Raw genomic sequence first — 15,161 nt, 5'->3', positions numbered from 1 at the left:
GCCTGCGTTTGCGGGCGGCGACCGGGAAGAAAAACAGCAGTTCCGGGACGGCGCCGCCACAGGGGCCGATCTTCAGCGCCGGCGCAGATCGGCCTCATTCATGCACTCAGTTGCATAGCGGAGTATCAGTTCATGTGGGTTCTCAGCCGTTTACAGCGGCGCACCGGGGGGAAACGGGGGAATACGGCAGGGACGATCGCACGGTTGGCAGGCTTTCTTATTGCAGCCACCGTATCGATGCCTTGTACGACGTTTGCGCAACAAACGTCTGCCACCACCGGATCCGGTGCGTCTGCGGTTACATCTTCCGTCTCGGCCAGCGCGCCGAACATCGCGTGGTACTACGGCGACAAACCGCCCGTGGCGCAGTTGCGCGCCTTCGATGCGGTGGTGGTGGAACCCGACCACGGGTTCGATCCATCGCAGTTCAAGACACCCAAGACGCAGTGGTACGCCTATGTGAGCGTGGGCGAGGTCACACCTGAGCGCAGCTGGTACAAGGAATTACCCAAGGCCTGGTTGTTGGGCCGCAACGCGGCGTGGGCCTCGCGCGTGGTAGACCAGGCCCAGCCCGAGTGGCCGGCGTTTTATGTCGAACACGTCATCAAGCCGCTGTGGGACAAGGGCTACCGTGGCTTTTTCCTCGATACGCTCGACTCTTATCAGTTGGTGGCCAAGGACGACGCCTCGCGCGCGGCGCAGGAGGCCGGCATGGTGCGGGTGATTCGCGCCATCAAGGCGCGCTATCCGGACGCCAAGCTGATCTTCAACCGCGGGTTTGAGATCCTGCCGCAGGTGCACGACCAAGCGTATGCGGTGGCGTTTGAATCGCTGTATCGCGGCTGGGACCAGGGCAGCAAGCAGTACAAGGACGTGAGCGACGCGGACCGCGAATGGCTGATGGGCCATGTACGCCAGATTCGCGACGACTATCACCTGCCCGTCATTGCCATCGACTACTGCCCGCCGACCGACCGTGCCTGTGCACGCGAAACGGCCAAGCGCATCAAGGCGCAGGGCGTGGTGCCGTACGTGACCGATCCCGACCTGTCGACCATTGGCGTGGGGCGCATCGAGGTGTTACCGCGCAAGGTGTTGATCCTGCAGGACCGCGACCCGCGTACCACCATCGACACCAGCGAGGGCGTGCGCTTCGTGGCCACGCCGCTCAATTTTCTTGGCTACGACGTCGAGTACGCCGACATCAACAAGCCGCTGCCCGCTTCGGTACCACCCGACCGCTACGCCGGCGTGGTGGTGTGGGTGAACACCAGTCCGATCAAGCAGGTGGCGGCGCTGTCGTCGTGGGTGCGGCAACGTATTCATGACGGCGTGCACATCGCCTTCCTGAACCAGTTCGGCCTGCCGGTGGACGGCAGCATGGCCGACATGTTCAAGCTGCAGCTCGTGCGCGGGCGTGCCAGCGGGCCGCTGTCGGTGGTGTCGCAACACAAGATGATGGGTTTTGAGATGGCGCCCCAGCCGGAGCGCCGTGAAGCCCAGCCGATCAAGGTGAGCGCGAATGGGCAGTCGCTGCTGCGGCTGAAGTCGGGCAACTTTGAGTTTGATGCCGCTGCCATTACCGATTGGGGCGGCTACGTACTGAATCCGTACGCGGTGTTCTCCATGGACACCGTTGAGCAGGCGCGTTGGGTCGTCCAGCCGATCGAGTTCCTGCGCCGCGCGCTGGCGCTGCCAGACATGCCGATCCCCGATGTGACCTCTGAAAACGGCCGCCGGCTTATGCTCGTGCACGTGGATGGCGACGGCTTTGCCTCGCGCGCCGAGTTTCCCGGCCCCGAATATTCCGGCGAGGTGCTGCTGCAGGACGTGTGGGAGAAGTACCGCATCCCGACAACGCTGTCGATCATCGAAGGCGAGGTGGGCGCAAGCGGGCTTTACCCCAAGCTGACGCCGCGCCTGGAAGCAATTGCGCGCCAGATGTTCGCGCTGCCGTATGTCGAGCTGGGCACCCATACTTATTCGCACCCGTTTGATTGGAGCCGCACCGTGCCCGGCGCGGCCGCTGATCGGGCCAAGGAAGGCCCGGGTGCGGACAAGGGCGGTGGCGACACCGCATTCACGCTGTCCATTCCGGGCTACAAGTTCAGCCTGGATCGCGAGATAGCGGGCTCGATCAACTACATCAACGAGCGTCTGGCCCCGCCCGGCAAGCGCGTGAAGCTCCTGCAGTGGTCGGGCGACTGCCAGCCTCCCGGGATTGCCGTGCGCATGGCGTGGGACGCAGGCGTGCTCAACCTGAACGGGGGCGATACCACCATCACGCGCAGTTCGCCATCATGGACGGAGATTGCGCCGCTGGGCATCGACAAGGGCCCAGGGGCTTACCAGGTGTTCGCGCCAAACCAGAACGAGAACGTCTATACAAACGATTGGACCGGACCGTTCTATGGTTTCGATCGCCTGATTGAAACGCTGCAGTTGACGGACACGCCGTATCGTTTCAAGCCGATCAACATCTACTACCACATGTATTCGGGCACCAAGCTTGCGTCGCTCAAGGCCTTGAAGAAGGTCTATGACTACGCGTTGTCGCAGCCCGTGTTCCCGATCTATTCGACCGAGTATGTGGTCAAGGTGCTGGACTTCCGCAACATGGCCATCGCCCGAGAAGTCGGTGACGACAACACCTGGGTGGTGCGCGGCGATGGCGATCTGCGCGAGCTGCGCTGGATGGCACCCGGTACGCCGCGCATGGCGGATGCGCAGGGGGTGGTCGGATATGACAAGGCCGCCGGCGGCATCTATATCCATCTTGATGACGGTGCCGCACGCTTTACGCTCGCACCTGGGGCGGAGTCGGCCAAGCCGGCGTACATTGCTGAAGCCGCTGCCTTTGTGCGCGATTTCGCACGAAACGGAAATGCGTTGAGTTTTGAGGCAGGCGGCTATTACAAGCCGTTTGTTCGTCTGGCCAATGCAGGTGCCTGCCGTGTGAAGGTCAACGGCAACCCAGCGCGCACCGCCCGTGCGCAAGACAACACCGTGCGTGTCGATCTGACAGGAGCTGCTGCGCAAACCGTGACCTACCAACGTATCGATGTGGTCTGCTGACCTGACCCCGCGTGAACGGCTGCTGCCAGCCTGGCTGATCGGTACCCTGGGTGCGCTGATCGGGCTGGCGCTCGCCTTGATGTTCCCCCGCGAACGTCTGGAGGCGCGCCTGCTGGAGGGCGGCAAGGTCGATGCGCTGTCGGTGGCCTACCTGGAAGCGTGGCTGCGCGTGCGCCCGAACGACGGCGAGTTCTTGAGTGTGCTGGCTGCCCAGTACGTGCGCACGGGCCGCTTGGCAGAAGCCGAAGCCATGGTCGCTCGCATGCGCGCGCTGCACGACAAGACGCTCGACCGTGAAGCGCTGCTGCTGGATATCGCCATCCGGGAGCAACGCGCCTACGCGCTGCAACCGAACGATCCGCAACGCGCCGCCATGCTGGTCGACCTGCGTGGTCTGCTCAAGCAGGCGCTGGACTATCGCTGGACTGCGGCCGAGCTGGAGATGCTCGCCGCCAAGTCGCGTGGCTTGGATCAGGGGGCGATTGCCATCCAGTTCTATCAACGTCTGGCAAAACAGGACGTGGCGCGCGCCGCGCAATGGCAGGCGCGTACTGCTGAGATTGCGCTGGGCGTGGGCGAATACCGCGCCGCTGCCGCTGCCAACTTTGCTGCGCAGGCCACCGCCAAGTCGCTCGACGAACAGCGCCGCTACTTCATTGCAGGGTTGAAGGCACTGCAGGCTGGCAACCTGCTCGACGACGCCATGACGGAAGCGCAACGCCGCGTGGGTCCACTGATCGACGATACCGAAACGCTGCGCTTTCTCACGCGCCTGGCGATGGCATGTAACCGGCCGGATCTGGCAGACCAATACGCGCGGCGCCTGCTGCGGCTGTCGTGGCATCAGGCGGGGGAGGGTGTTGCCTTGGCCTCCGGTGTCGCCCGTCATGACTGGGCATTCGCGGGCCGGCCTGAACCACTGCCAAGTCCCGCAGACCTGGTGTTCATGGATGGCCCGGAAGGCCTGGCGCGTCGTCAGCGCCACGCTGCGCGCATTCGCCCCGTAGCGGATAAGCAGAACAAGGCTGACGATGCAGCTTCGCCAGCGCAACCGTCGGGCGCACAGGCTATTGCACGCGGGATCGCCCCGTTCAATGCCGAAGACTACGACCTCGCATTCCAGGTGTTCATGGGCAGCGGCAATCTGAACGATGCCATGCGCGTGGCCGAGGCCGCCGTGCGCCAACGCCCCGATCTGAAAATCTGGACCGAACGTGCCGCGCAGGTGGCCGAGTGGAACCGCCAACCGATGGCGGCGTTGAACTATTGGCTGGCGTACGCGCAATCCACTGGGGATGACGCGGCCTGGCACCATGTATTGCGTCTGGCGCCCGCGCTCAATGAAGACCACGCCTATCTGGCGGGGCTGCGCTACCAGGCAAGCCGCAACCCGGGCGACATGAAGTTGCTCGACCAGATCATCGCGGCATACGAGCGCCTGGGCGAACCCGTGGAAGGGCTGGCCTACCTGAACAGCATCGCGCGCGGGCCGCATCGCCAGGTGGTGCTGGAGCGCTATGCCAATCTGGCCGAGCGCGCAGGCAAAGACGATCAGGCCTACGACACCTACGTGCGTTTGCAGAAGGAGTTCGGTCCCAACGCGCAGTACGCGCTCAAGCTGGCGAACATCCTGTACGTGCGCGGGCAGTTCGCGCAGGCGCTTGCCGCCATGCAGGCCGCGGACAAGGTGGCCAAGCCATCCGATGACCTCTACTGGCGGACCTTCGCCCAGCTCGCGCGTCTGAACCAGCGTGATGATCTGTCGCGTGAGGCGTATCGACAGTTGCTGATCGGCGGCAAGGCTGAGCCAGACGATCTGACAACGATGATCGACTTCTACGACGCCAGCCCCATCGATGCTGGTCGTCTGGCTGAACTTGCCTTCCGCAAGGACGGCACGATGGTTCACCTGCAGCAGGCCATCTACTACTACACGCGTGCGCGCGCCTTCCGCCGCATCGATGGGTTGCTGGCCTCCCTCACGCCAGAACAGCGCAAAGCGGCCGAGCAATCCGCCGGCGTGCTGGGCGCGCGCGCAGAGTATTTCCGCCAGAGCGGTCAGTGGGATGCCGCCATGCGTGATTTGCGGCGCGCTGTGTCGCTGCCTGATGCGGGCAGCGATGTGAAGGCCGCCTTCCTCTGGGGCCTGCTGGATTCCGGTCAGAACGCCGAACTCAAGCGCGCATTGGCGCTTTGGCGTGGCGAGGCCGAAAACGATTCCGCGTACTGGGGCGCCTACGCTGCCGCCGGCCTGCAGCTGTTTGACGCCAACCTGGCGCTGCGCTTCCTGGGCCGCCAGGGCAAGTCGATGCAGACCGATCCGCTCTGGTTGCTGGCCTATGCCGATGCCCGCGAAATGGCCGGTCAGGCCGATGCTGCCTGGGCGCTGCGCCGCGAAGCGTGGTGGTTGCTGTGGCGCGCTGAAGACACGACAGGCAAAGGCAAGGCCAACCCGCCCGCGGGGCGCCGCGTAGGCACGCGCGTCACGGTGGGCGATGGCGACGCGGCGCCGCTGGAAGAAGATGCACGCGCTGAATTGCGTGCCCGGCGCGTTTCACTGGCGCAGACGTTCGGGTCTGGCGACCTGTCGCAGCGTCTGCTGATCGAACTGCTGCGCGATGACCGCCGCGCCACGCGGCAGGCCCGCGAAGGCGGCAGCGCCGCTGTGCAGAAATCGGAGCTGGGCGATATCGACACGTTGCCGCCCGAGCCGCCCCAGACTCCCGCCGACAAGCGCAAGCAGGCCCGCGTGAGCGATCAGCTTGTTTCCGCCGTGGCGAAAGAAGCCGCACTGGGCTGGGCGCTCTCGCAGGAGGCGAATGATCTGGCGCGCGCGTGGCTGCTGCAGCAGTACACGCGCCGCATGACGCGCCCGGCCTATGCCGAAATCTCCATTGCCCTGGCCGAGCGCGATCTGCAGACGCTCAACCGGCTGCTTGACGACACGCCTGACCGCATTCCGCTCTACAACCGCATCGATGCCAATGTAATGACGGACCGCCTGGGCGAGGCGCAGCGTTTGTCGTTTGAAGGGCTGACCACCGCGCCCGATGACGCGCAACTGCACGAACGTGTGCAGGAGACGCTGCTGACCAATGCGCAGGCGCTAGAGCCGCGCGAGACGTGGTTCAAGCAGGCACCGCTGACGTACTTCGAGACCAGCGCCGCCGCCGGCATTCGCCTGACCGACCACTACAGCATGCTGGTGCGCGCCACCCAGCGGAACCAGCGCTCGACCGACGATACGCAGTTGACCGGCGTGCCCGCGCAGGATCGGCAGGTGGATTGGGTCTCGCAATACCAGACGCAGAACACGCAGTGGAAGGGCACGGTGGGTTGGCGCCAGGGGCTGGGCTCGCTTTACGCGTTCCGGCTGGATGGTCTGCTGGGGCAGGTAGGGCCGGTGGGCACCGAACTGTCGATTGGCCGCAACCAGCCGGCCAATGAAACGCCGCAACTGCGTGTGGGCGGCGTGAAGGATCTGTTCTCGATCGGCAACAACTGGCGCCTCACACAAAGCGAATACGTGCGCGCCCGTGTGGAAGGCGACCGCTTCTACGGACAGGATCGCTTGTTCCTCGGCAGCGGCATGGTGTTCGATGGTGAAATCGGCCACCGCTTCCGGGTGGAATATCCGGACTACACGATCCGCGTGGTTGGTACCGTCGCACGCTACAACGCATCGGGCACGGTCAGCCCGTTGATGGCTCGCCTGCTTCCTTCGGGCGCCGCACCGGACGTTGACCAGATCATGCCACGCTCGTTCAACCAGTTCGGCATGCTGTTCGGCTTCGGCACGGATTATCTGGACCGCTACACGCGCGCATGGCGGCCCTTCATGGATGCGGGCATGCTGCATGACAACCGCGAAGGGTGGGGCGTGCAGGCCCAGCTTGGCGTGGCAGGCAGCGTGTTTGGCAACGACCATCTGGCGCTGTACATCGAGCACCAGTCGATTACGCGCGCGGGTACATCGCCGCTGACGGAGATCGGCCTGCGCTACCGGTGGCTCTACTGACAAGCAAGAACAAAGCAACGGGGAAAGAACGACATGAAGCACACAACGGAAGACTCCAGGGAGAACGCGATGACACCCTTGATCCACAAGATGAAGGCCGGCCGCCGGCGCTGGCTGGCCATGGCAGCAGGCGTTGGTGCGGCGCTTGTGTTGTCCGCCTGCGCGGTGGTCGACAGCGGCCGTGCACCGGCAACCAGCGCGTCTGACGCGTGGGTGGTGCTGCCCATCGCCAATTACACAGAAACGCCGCAGGCCGGCCTGCGTGCAGAGACGATCGCGGCCAGCATCCTGAAGGCGCGCGGCTTCTCCAACCTCAAGCAGTATCCGGCCAACCTGAACAGCGAATCGCTGTTCGAGCCCGCCGAGCGCGAGGCCGTGGCGCGTGCGCTGGATTGGGCGCGCGGCGAGAAAGCCCGCTATGCCCTGACCGGCGCCGTGGATGAATGGCGCTACAAGGTCGGCGTGGATGGCGAGCCCGCTGTCGGCATCACGCTGCAAGTGATTGACGTGCAGACCGGCAACGTGATCTGGAGCGCAGCCGGCAGCCGCACCGGCTGGAGCCGTGATGCCGTGTCGGCGGTGGCGCAGAAGCTGCTGCGCGAGCTGCTGTCGCCGCTGGGCCGGGGCTGATGAAGACCGAGTCCGCAGGTTCCGCCCAATCGGCCGGCCGCGCCGCCGCCGATGCGCGCGGCCAGGGTGGGCGAACTGAGCGGCGGCGCAACGCGCAGGGCATTGGCGCGTCGACCTGGTATGGGCGCCTGATTGCGCCCGCCGTGTCCAGCCCGAGCGCCGTGCTCGAAACGCTGGGCGCGGTGGTGGTGGCCATTGGCGTCGTCTGGCTGTTCTCGCCCGACAACCCGCTGCTGCTCGGCTACGGCTTTCCGTGGATCTGGCTGGTGCCGCTCATCCTGGCGCTGCGCTACGGCACGCTGCTCGGCGCGCTGGCCGCGCTGGTGGTGCTGGGCGCCTGGGCCGTGTTCTACGGACAGACGGCCGCTGCCGGCAGCTTCCCGCGCATGTATTTCCTGGGCGGTCTGATGCTGGTGTTGGTTGGCGGGCAGTACGGCGACATCTGGGGCGCGCGGTTGTCTCGCGCCCGCACGGTCAATGGCTATCTGAACGACCGGCTGGCAGCGCTCACCAAGAACCACTTCCTGCTGCGCCTCTCGCACGAGCGCCTGGAGAACGACCTGCTGGCCAAGCCGACCACGCTGCGCGACACGCTCACGCAGTTGCGCAATATCGCGCTGGCCGCGCGCGAGCATGGCACGGCCGAGAACGCGCCTGACGTGGCGCAACTGCCCGGCGCCGAGCCGTTCCTGCAATGGACGGCACAGGCCTGCCAGCTGGAAGTGGCGGCCATGGTGCGCGTGACAGGCAACCGCATCGACACCGAACCGGTGGCCCGTGTCGGCACGCCGTTCGACATCGTTGCCGATGACCCGCTGATCCGCCATTGCATCGACACGCACACGCTGGGCCACCCGCAGGCGCCCGAACTGCGGAATGCGAACAACCCGGAAGACAGCTCGCGCTACGTGGCGTGCGCGCCCGTGCTGTCGGGTGCGGATGAGCTGATCGGCCTGGTGGTCGTGCATCAGATGCCGTTCCTCTCGCTGTCGTACGAGAACCTGCAGTTCCTGCTCGTGCTGCTTGGCTACTACGCCGACGGCGTGCGCCACCTCACCGTCAGCTCCGAGATTCTCGATCTCGTGCCCGATGCGCCGTACGAATTCGCGCTCGACCTCGGGCGGCTGGCACGCCTGCATCGCGACACCGGTATCGATTCGTCGGTGGTGGCGCTTATCTTCCACCAGGACGAGGCCAGCGACGCGTTGTTCGAGAGCGTGGTGCGCAGCCGCCGTGCGCTGGATGTTGTCTGGCAGGCAAGCGGCAAGAACCGCCGCGCCATCATCACGCTGATGCCGCTGTCGGGCGCGGGTGCCGTGTCGGCCTATCTGGTGCGCATTGAAGACAGCCTGCGCGCGCAGTTCGGCGTCGATTTCGAGGGCGGGCACATCAGCGTGCAGACGTTGCATGTGACCGGCGAGCATCCGGGCGAAGCGCTGCAGCGCTTCCTCTCGCGCTGCCATCTCGATGCATAGGGGCGCATAGGCATGCGGGGTGACCATGTTTAAGCTCACGCTCGGCGGCATCGCGGCCCAGATTGCGGCAGTGGCGATGGCACTGCATGCCGGCAACAGCCTTGCGCTGCTGCTGTCGTGCCTGATGCTGCAGGGCACCGCCGCGGCGCTGATCGGCCTGGCTGCGTGGCGCTTGCTGCCGCGCCGCTATCGCGTGCCGTTCGTGTGGACGTATGGCTACCTGGCGGCGCTGTGCTTTTTTGTGCCGGTGGCGGGTGGCCTGCTGGTGCTCGGGAGCCTGCTGCTCGCCAAGCTGTTTCCCAAGCCCGAAGACGACAAGGACATCGCCGATGTTGGGCTGCCGGTGTTCGTGGCGCATTTGATCTCGCGCGTGACGCACGGCGGCGGGGCGCGGCTGCGCGCACAGCTCAGCAACGAGCGCGCGCCAGTGCAAAGCCGCATGACCGCGCTGGTGGCCATGCAGTCGATGCCCACGCGCACCGCCAGCCCCGTGCTGCGCGACCTGCTGGCCGACCCGGTGGACGATATCCGCCTGCTGGCCTACGGCATGCTCGACAACGCAGAGAAGGTGCTCACGCAAAAGATCCTGGCCGAGTTGCCGCGTCTGGAAGAAGCCAACACGCCAGAGGCACGCTACGACATCAACAAGCGCCTGGCCGACCTGTACTGGGAGCTGATCTACCAGAACCTCGTGCAGGGCGACGTGTACCGCTACACCGCCGAGCAGGTCGAGCGCTACGCCAGCGCCGCGCTCGACATTCAGCCCGACAACGCCGCCCTGTGGTACATGCGCGGCCGGCTTGCCCTGTCGCGCCGCGAGCCCGATGTGGCCGAGTCCCACCTGCGCCGCGCCGAATCCCTCGGCTTCCCGCGCGACCGCCTGCTGCCGCCACTGGCCGAAGCCTGCTACCTGCGTCGCGACTATGCCGGCGCGCGTGCGGCGCTGGCGCAGTTCTCCAGCCGGTCACCGCTGCCGTTGCTGCGCCCGCTGCTGCGCTACTGGACATCATGAGCAACGACCACTTTCCTCGCGCCCAGTCCGCCGACGTTGCGCTGCTGCTTGAAGGGACCTTTCCCTACGTGAGCGGCGGGGTGTCGAGCTGGGTCAACCAGATGATCCGGGCGTTTCCGGACATCCGCTTTGCCGTCGTCTTCATCGGCAGCCGCCGTGAAGATTACGGCAAGCCCGTCTACGCCATTCCCGACAACGTGGTGCACCTGGAGTGCCACTACCTGTACGACTTTCCACCGCCGCCACTGGTGCAGGCCAGTGGTGGCGATGCCGCAGCGTTCGAGCGCTCGCGCAAGCTGCACGACGCCCTGCGCAATCCGGCAAACAAGGAAGAGACCGCCGAACTGATCCGCGCCTCGATCGCCGACCTGCGCGACGACGGCCCGCTGGCCGAGGAGCAGTTCCTCTACAGCCACCGTGCGTGGGACATGATGACGGACTACTACCGGCGCTATTGCACCGACCCGTCGTTCACGGACTACTTCTGGACTGTGCGCATCATGCACAAGCCGCTGTGGCAGCTCGTGCGCATTGCCGAAAACCTCATCCCGGTGAAGGTGTTCCACACCGTCTCGACCGGCTATGCCGGTTTCCTGGGCGCGCTGCTGCGCTACAGGCGCGGGCGGCCGCTGCTGGTGTCCGAGCACGGCATCTACACCAAGGAACGCAAGATCGACCTGTTCCAGAGCCAGTGGATTCGTGACAACCGCAGCATCTTCGAGAAGGACATCGCGCAGATCAGCTACTTCCGCGACTTGTGGGTGCGTTTTTTCGAGACCATGGGCCGGGTCTGCTATGACGCGGCCGAAGACATCGTCGCGCTGTACGAAGGCAACCGGCAGCGGCAGGTGATTGACGGTGCGCCCGCCGAGAAGACGCGCAGCATTCCCAACGGGATCAACCTGCCGCGCCTGGCCGCGCTGCGCGAGAAGCGGCAGGCCAACGTGCCGCGCGTGATGTGCCTGATCGGCCGGGTGGTGCCCATCAAGGACGTGAAGACGTTCATCCGCGCCATGCTGACCGTCACGCGCGAGATGCCCGACGCGGAAGGCTGGATTGCCGGCCCGGAAGACGAAGATCCGGAATATGCACAGGAATGCCACAGCCTGGCCGAGAGCCTGGGCCTGGGCGACCGCATCAAGTTCCTGGGCTTCCAGAAGATCGACGACATCCTGCCGAAGGTGGGTGTGCTGGTGCTGAGTTCCATCAGCGAGGCGCTGCCGCTGGTGGTGCTGGAAGGGTTTGCCGCGGGCGTGCCGTCCGTCACGACGGATGTGGGTTCGTGCCGGCAACTGCTGTTCGGCCTGGAAGGCGAAGACGCGGCTCTGGGCGCGGCCGGCGCCGTGGTGCGCATTGCCGACCCCGCCGCCCTGGCTGCCGAAGTGCTGACGCTGCTGCGCGATGAAACGCGCTGGCATGCGGCCCAGGCAGCCGGCATTGCCCGCGTCGAGCGCTACTACACGCAAGAGATGATGGTCGGCAGCTACCGCGAGCTGTACACGCGCCTGCAGACGTTGCCCGACCTGAGTACCGAGCACGGTGCCAAGGCGGCGTCTGCAGCTGCGGCGGCCTGCCCGCACCACGCCCAGCAGAACAGGCCACAGAACACGCCAGATAAGGGAGCCCGCTGATGGCCGGCATTGGTTTTGAGCTGCGCAAGATGCTCAAGCGCGACAGCCTGCTTGGGCTGCTGCGCGCCTATACCTACGCCGGCATCATCAGTTCCGGGCCGTGGATTCTCTCCATCGTCGGGATTCTGCTGATCGGTATCCTGAGCCTGCCGTTCGTGGTTCCCGGCTCGCTCATCACGCAGTTCCAGGTGTCGGTCACCTACCTGATCGCGGTCAGCCTGATCCTGACCGGGCCGCTGCAGCTTGCCTTCACGCGCTTTACGTCCGACCGCCTGTTCGAGAAGCGCGACGACCTGATCCTGCCCAACTACCACGCCGTGTCGCTCGTGATGACGCTGGTGGCGGGCGGGCTGGGGCTGCTCGTCATCGTGTTTGCTTTTCCGCAGCAGTCGGCCATTTACCGGCTGCTGATGCTGGCGGGCTTCGTGGTCATGGCCAACATCTGGATTGCCGTGATCTTCCTGTCGGGCATGAAGCAGTACAAGGCGATCGTGTGGATCTTCCTGGTCGGCTACACGCTCACCGTGCTGCTGGCGCTGCTGTTCAACCGGCACGGGCTGGAAGGGTTGCTGCTGGGGTTCGTGACGGGGCAGCTTTTCTTGCTGATCGGCATGGCCGCGCTCATCTACCGCAACTTCAGCGGGCGGCGCTTCCTGTCGTTCGAGGTGTTCGACAGGCGGTTTGCGTATCCGTCGCTCATGCTCATCGGGCTGCTCTACAACCTCGGCATCTGGCTCGACAAGTTCATGTTCTGGTATGCGCCGGGCACGGGGCAGCAGGTGATCGGGCCGCTGCATGCGTCGGTCATCTATGACATTCCGGTGTTCCTGGCTTACCTCGGCATCATCCCCGGCATGGCGGTGTTCCTGGTGCGCATCGAGACCGACTTTGTCGAGTACTACGACGCCTTCTATGACGCCGTGCGGGGCGGGGCATCGCTCGAGCACATCGAAGACATGCGCAACACGATGGTGCAGACCATTCGTGCCGGCCTGTACGAGATCGTGAAGATCCAAGCCATGGCCGCGCTGGTGTTGTTTGCCGTGGGCGCTGCGGTGCTGCGGGCGCTGCAGATTTCCGAGCTGTACCTGCCGCTGCTGTATGTCGACACCATTGCCGCGAGCTTGCAGGTGGTGTTCCTGGGGGTGGTGAACATCTTTTTCTACCTGGACCGGCGCCGCGTGGTGCTGGCGCTGACGGCGGCGTTCGTGGCGCTCAATGGCGTGCTGACGTGGATTACGTTGCAGCTCGGGCCGGCCTGGTACGGATACGGATTTGCCGTATCGCTGCTCTTGGTTGTGATGGCGAGCCTGGTGATCCTGGACCGGAAGCTGGATCGGCTGGAGTACGAGACGTTCATGTTGCAGTGAGGCTGGCCGACAGCCTCCGCTGCCGTCCGGAGCCTCGCCCGCGGCACCTCAACCTCCGCTCATGACCCTTCAAGCCTCGCGCACCGCGCTCCAAGCGCCAGTCGCGAGGCTTTTTGCTCCGCCATCGAGGCCCGGAGGCCGGCGCGCCGGGCTCTTTGCTCGGCGGATGGACCTCCGAGCTCGGCGTTCCGAGCTTTTTACTCGGCGGGTGGAGCTCCGTGCTCGGCAGTCGGAGCTATTTACTCGACAGATGGGGCTCAGAGCTCGGCGGTCGGAGCTTTTTACTCGGCGAATGGAGCTTTGAGCTCGACAGCCCGAGCTTTTTGCTCGGGCGGGGCGACGCGGCTCTGGACCCGGCGGTCGGCAGCCGCACTCAGTGGCGTGGCTCAAACGCGAGTTTCAGCCCCAATCCGATCATGACGATGCCGCTTGTCCGGTGCATCCGTGCAAGGAAGCGCGGATTTTGGCGAAACCAGTTCGAGAGCAGCCCCGCGAATATCGCCACCGGACCTTTGACGAGAAATGTCAGGCACGCAAACGCAAGCCCCAGCATGAAGACGGAAAGCGTTGGATGTGCCGCATCGGCGGGAACGAACTGCGGCAGGAAGGCGAGATAGAACAGCGCGATCTTGGGATTCGACATGTTGGATAGCGCACCTTGAGAGAACGCACGCACTGCCGATTGCGGCGCACCGTGGCTGTGCGCAAGCGCAAGCTCGCCCGATGCGCGGAACAGCGCGATGCCCAGATAGAGCAGGTAGAGCGCGCCGACCAGCTTCAGTGCGGTGAACACCCATTCGGATGCCTGGAGCAGGGCGCCCAAGCCAAGCGTGGCCAGCACGGTGTGCACCGTCAGCCCAACGCTGACACCCGCTGCGGTGACAAGGCCGGACCGTGTTCCGTGGGTGAGCGTGCGCGACATCACGAGCACCATATCCTGCCCCGGCGTCAGGATGATGAGCAGGGAGGTTGCCACGAACGGCAGCCATGACAGATGCGACATAAGCAGAACTCCTGAGTGAAATGGGCAGACGTTGAGCCGCGCATGTCTGCAGCATGGCACCGCTTGCAGGCCGTCCGCGCCCTCAAATTATGGGGACAACGCGGTAGAGATTGGCTGCATGTTTGGCTATGATCGTCCACAGAATTGGAGCAAATCTCTATAAAACAGGTCATAACTAGCCAAATATGGAAGCCAAGCTTGATGCGATCGACAAGCGCATTCTCCGATCCCTGCAACGCGATTCGAACCAGACGAATGCCCAACTCGCCGAGAAGGTCGGGCTCTCTGCAACGCCCTGCCTGCGCCGGGTTCATCTGCTAGAGCAGCACGGTGTCATCGATGGCTACGTTGCGCTGCTGAACCCCGCAGCCGTCGATCTGAAGTTCACGGCGTTTGTCAGAGTCACCCTGGAACGCCAGGACAAGGCGACGGTCGAGCATTTCGCGCGCGAGATCGAGAAGGCGTCTGAGGTGCTCGAATGCCATTTGATGGCCGGCAGCTATGACTATCTCTTGCGCGTGATCGCCCGGGATCTCGATGACTATCAGCGCTTCCAGATGGAGACGCTGACGAAGATAAAAGGGGTGCGCAACGTGGAAACCGAGATCCCGCTCAAGCGCATCAAGCAGACGACGCACCTGCCGATCTAGACGCCGTGGATCTGCGCTCCTGTGCTCGAACCCATAGCCCTGCTAGGGGATGGTTTTGATGGCGTGGTGGCTGGCCGGCGACCGTCTCCAAATTGCGACGTGCCCGCCGAGCGGATGGGCTACCAGTAACGATGGTGCGTTTAAATCGGCCCGTTTGCTGGAAAACGCTGCTATGAAAACCTGATCGGCCGATTCAGCCTGCTTTGCGCAAATTTTCGCACTGATGCGGTGCGTTGGATTTGCAGCATCCATTCGATTCTGGCTGGGCGGGAACGGGGTCATGCTGCTAGGCGGATG

9 protein-coding genes are annotated in these 15,161 nt (G+C 64.7%); 8 read left to right on the top strand and 1 reads right to left on the bottom strand.

The window, feature by feature from the left end:
* The first annotated feature begins 237 nt into the window (after positions 1 to 237).
* The 7 genes from ACTJK6_RS14465 (at position 238) to pelG (ending at position 13,211) form a co-directional block, all read left to right on the top strand.
* Positions 238 to 3,075 carry a bifunctional glycoside hydrolase 114/ polysaccharide deacetylase family protein gene (locus ACTJK6_RS14465; RefSeq protein ID WP_440839436.1) on the top strand — a complete coding sequence of 946 codons (2,838 nt, stop codon included), beginning with the start codon at positions 238 to 240 and terminating at the stop codon, positions 3,073 to 3,075.
* Positions 3,062 to 7,093 carry a tetratricopeptide repeat protein gene (locus tag ACTJK6_RS14460; RefSeq protein ID WP_440839435.1) on the top strand — a complete coding sequence of 1,344 codons (4,032 nt, stop codon included), beginning with the start codon at positions 3,062 to 3,064 and terminating at the stop codon, positions 7,091 to 7,093. Before ACTJK6_RS14465 ends, ACTJK6_RS14460 begins: the two co-directional genes overlap by 14 nt.
* Positions 7,094 to 7,162: 69 nt before the next feature.
* On the top strand, positions 7,163 to 7,723 hold the full coding sequence (locus ACTJK6_RS14455) for a DUF4136 domain-containing protein (RefSeq protein WP_232040675.1): 561 nt from the start codon (positions 7,163 to 7,165) through the stop codon (positions 7,721 to 7,723).
* Positions 7,723 to 9,198 carry a PelD GGDEF domain-containing protein gene (locus ACTJK6_RS14450; protein WP_316869954.1) on the top strand — a complete coding sequence of 492 codons (1,476 nt, stop codon included), beginning with the start codon at positions 7,723 to 7,725 and terminating at the stop codon, positions 9,196 to 9,198. The genes ACTJK6_RS14455 and ACTJK6_RS14450 overlap by 1 nt, the downstream gene beginning before the upstream one ends.
* Before the next feature lie 25 nt (positions 9,199 to 9,223).
* Complete coding sequence (locus ACTJK6_RS14445; protein WP_343619299.1) at positions 9,224 to 10,210, top strand: tetratricopeptide repeat protein; 987 nt, start codon at positions 9,224 to 9,226, stop codon at positions 10,208 to 10,210.
* Positions 10,207 to 11,841, top strand: a complete 1,635-nt coding sequence (gene pelF / locus ACTJK6_RS14440) for a GT4 family glycosyltransferase PelF (RefSeq protein ID WP_440839434.1) — start codon at positions 10,207 to 10,209, stop codon at positions 11,839 to 11,841. Before ACTJK6_RS14445 ends, pelF begins: the two co-directional genes overlap by 4 nt.
* Positions 11,841 to 13,211 (top strand): exopolysaccharide Pel transporter PelG, encoded by a 1,371-nt coding sequence (pelG, locus tag ACTJK6_RS14435; protein ID WP_232040671.1) that lies wholly within the window; start codon positions 11,841 to 11,843, stop codon positions 13,209 to 13,211. The genes pelF and pelG overlap by 1 nt, the downstream gene beginning before the upstream one ends.
* Positions 13,212 to 13,584: 373 nt before the next feature.
* On the opposite strand, the gene ACTJK6_RS14430 is transcribed toward pelG, so the two are convergent.
* Positions 13,585 to 14,214, bottom strand: coding sequence for a LysE family translocator (locus ACTJK6_RS14430; RefSeq protein WP_414560883.1), 630 nt, complete (start codon positions 14,212 to 14,214; stop codon positions 13,585 to 13,587).
* A 185-nt stretch (positions 14,215 to 14,399) separates the two neighbouring features.
* Here ACTJK6_RS14430 and ACTJK6_RS14425 point away from each other — a divergent pair, with 185 nt between their 5' ends.
* Positions 14,400 to 14,864 (top strand): Lrp/AsnC family transcriptional regulator, encoded by a 465-nt coding sequence (locus tag ACTJK6_RS14425; protein WP_232040669.1) that lies wholly within the window; start codon positions 14,400 to 14,402, stop codon positions 14,862 to 14,864.
* The last annotated feature ends 297 nt before the right edge of the window (positions 14,865 to 15,161 follow it).

The sequence above is a fragment of the Ralstonia sp. 22086 genome (assembly GCF_052045975.1).
Lineage (GTDB): Bacteria > Pseudomonadota > Gammaproteobacteria > Burkholderiales > Burkholderiaceae > Ralstonia > Ralstonia wenshanensis.
This window is presented reverse-complemented; position numbering and strand designations above follow the sequence as displayed.

Coding starts and splice junctions, on each gene's coding strand:
- ACTJK6_RS14425 (WP_232040669.1), top strand. CDS start 14,400: ATGGAAGCCAAGCTTGATGCGATCGACAAGCGCATTCTCCGATCCCTG.
- ACTJK6_RS14460 (WP_440839435.1), top strand. CDS start 3,062: ATGTGGTCTGCTGACCTGACCCCGCGTGAACGGCTGCTGCCAGCCTGG.
- pelG (WP_232040671.1), top strand. CDS start 11,841: ATGGCCGGCATTGGTTTTGAGCTGCGCAAGATGCTCAAGCGCGACAGC.
- ACTJK6_RS14450 (WP_316869954.1), top strand. CDS start 7,723: ATGAAGACCGAGTCCGCAGGTTCCGCCCAATCGGCCGGCCGCGCCGCC.
- pelF (WP_440839434.1), top strand. CDS start 10,207: ATGAGCAACGACCACTTTCCTCGCGCCCAGTCCGCCGACGTTGCGCTG.
- ACTJK6_RS14445 (WP_343619299.1), top strand. CDS start 9,224: ATGTTTAAGCTCACGCTCGGCGGCATCGCGGCCCAGATTGCGGCAGTG.
- ACTJK6_RS14430 (WP_414560883.1), bottom strand. CDS start 14,214: ATGTCGCATCTGTCATGGCTGCCGTTCGTGGCAACCTCCCTGCTCATC.
- ACTJK6_RS14465 (WP_440839436.1), top strand. CDS start 238: ATGCCTTGTACGACGTTTGCGCAACAAACGTCTGCCACCACCGGATCC.
- ACTJK6_RS14455 (WP_232040675.1), top strand. CDS start 7,163: ATGACACCCTTGATCCACAAGATGAAGGCCGGCCGCCGGCGCTGGCTG.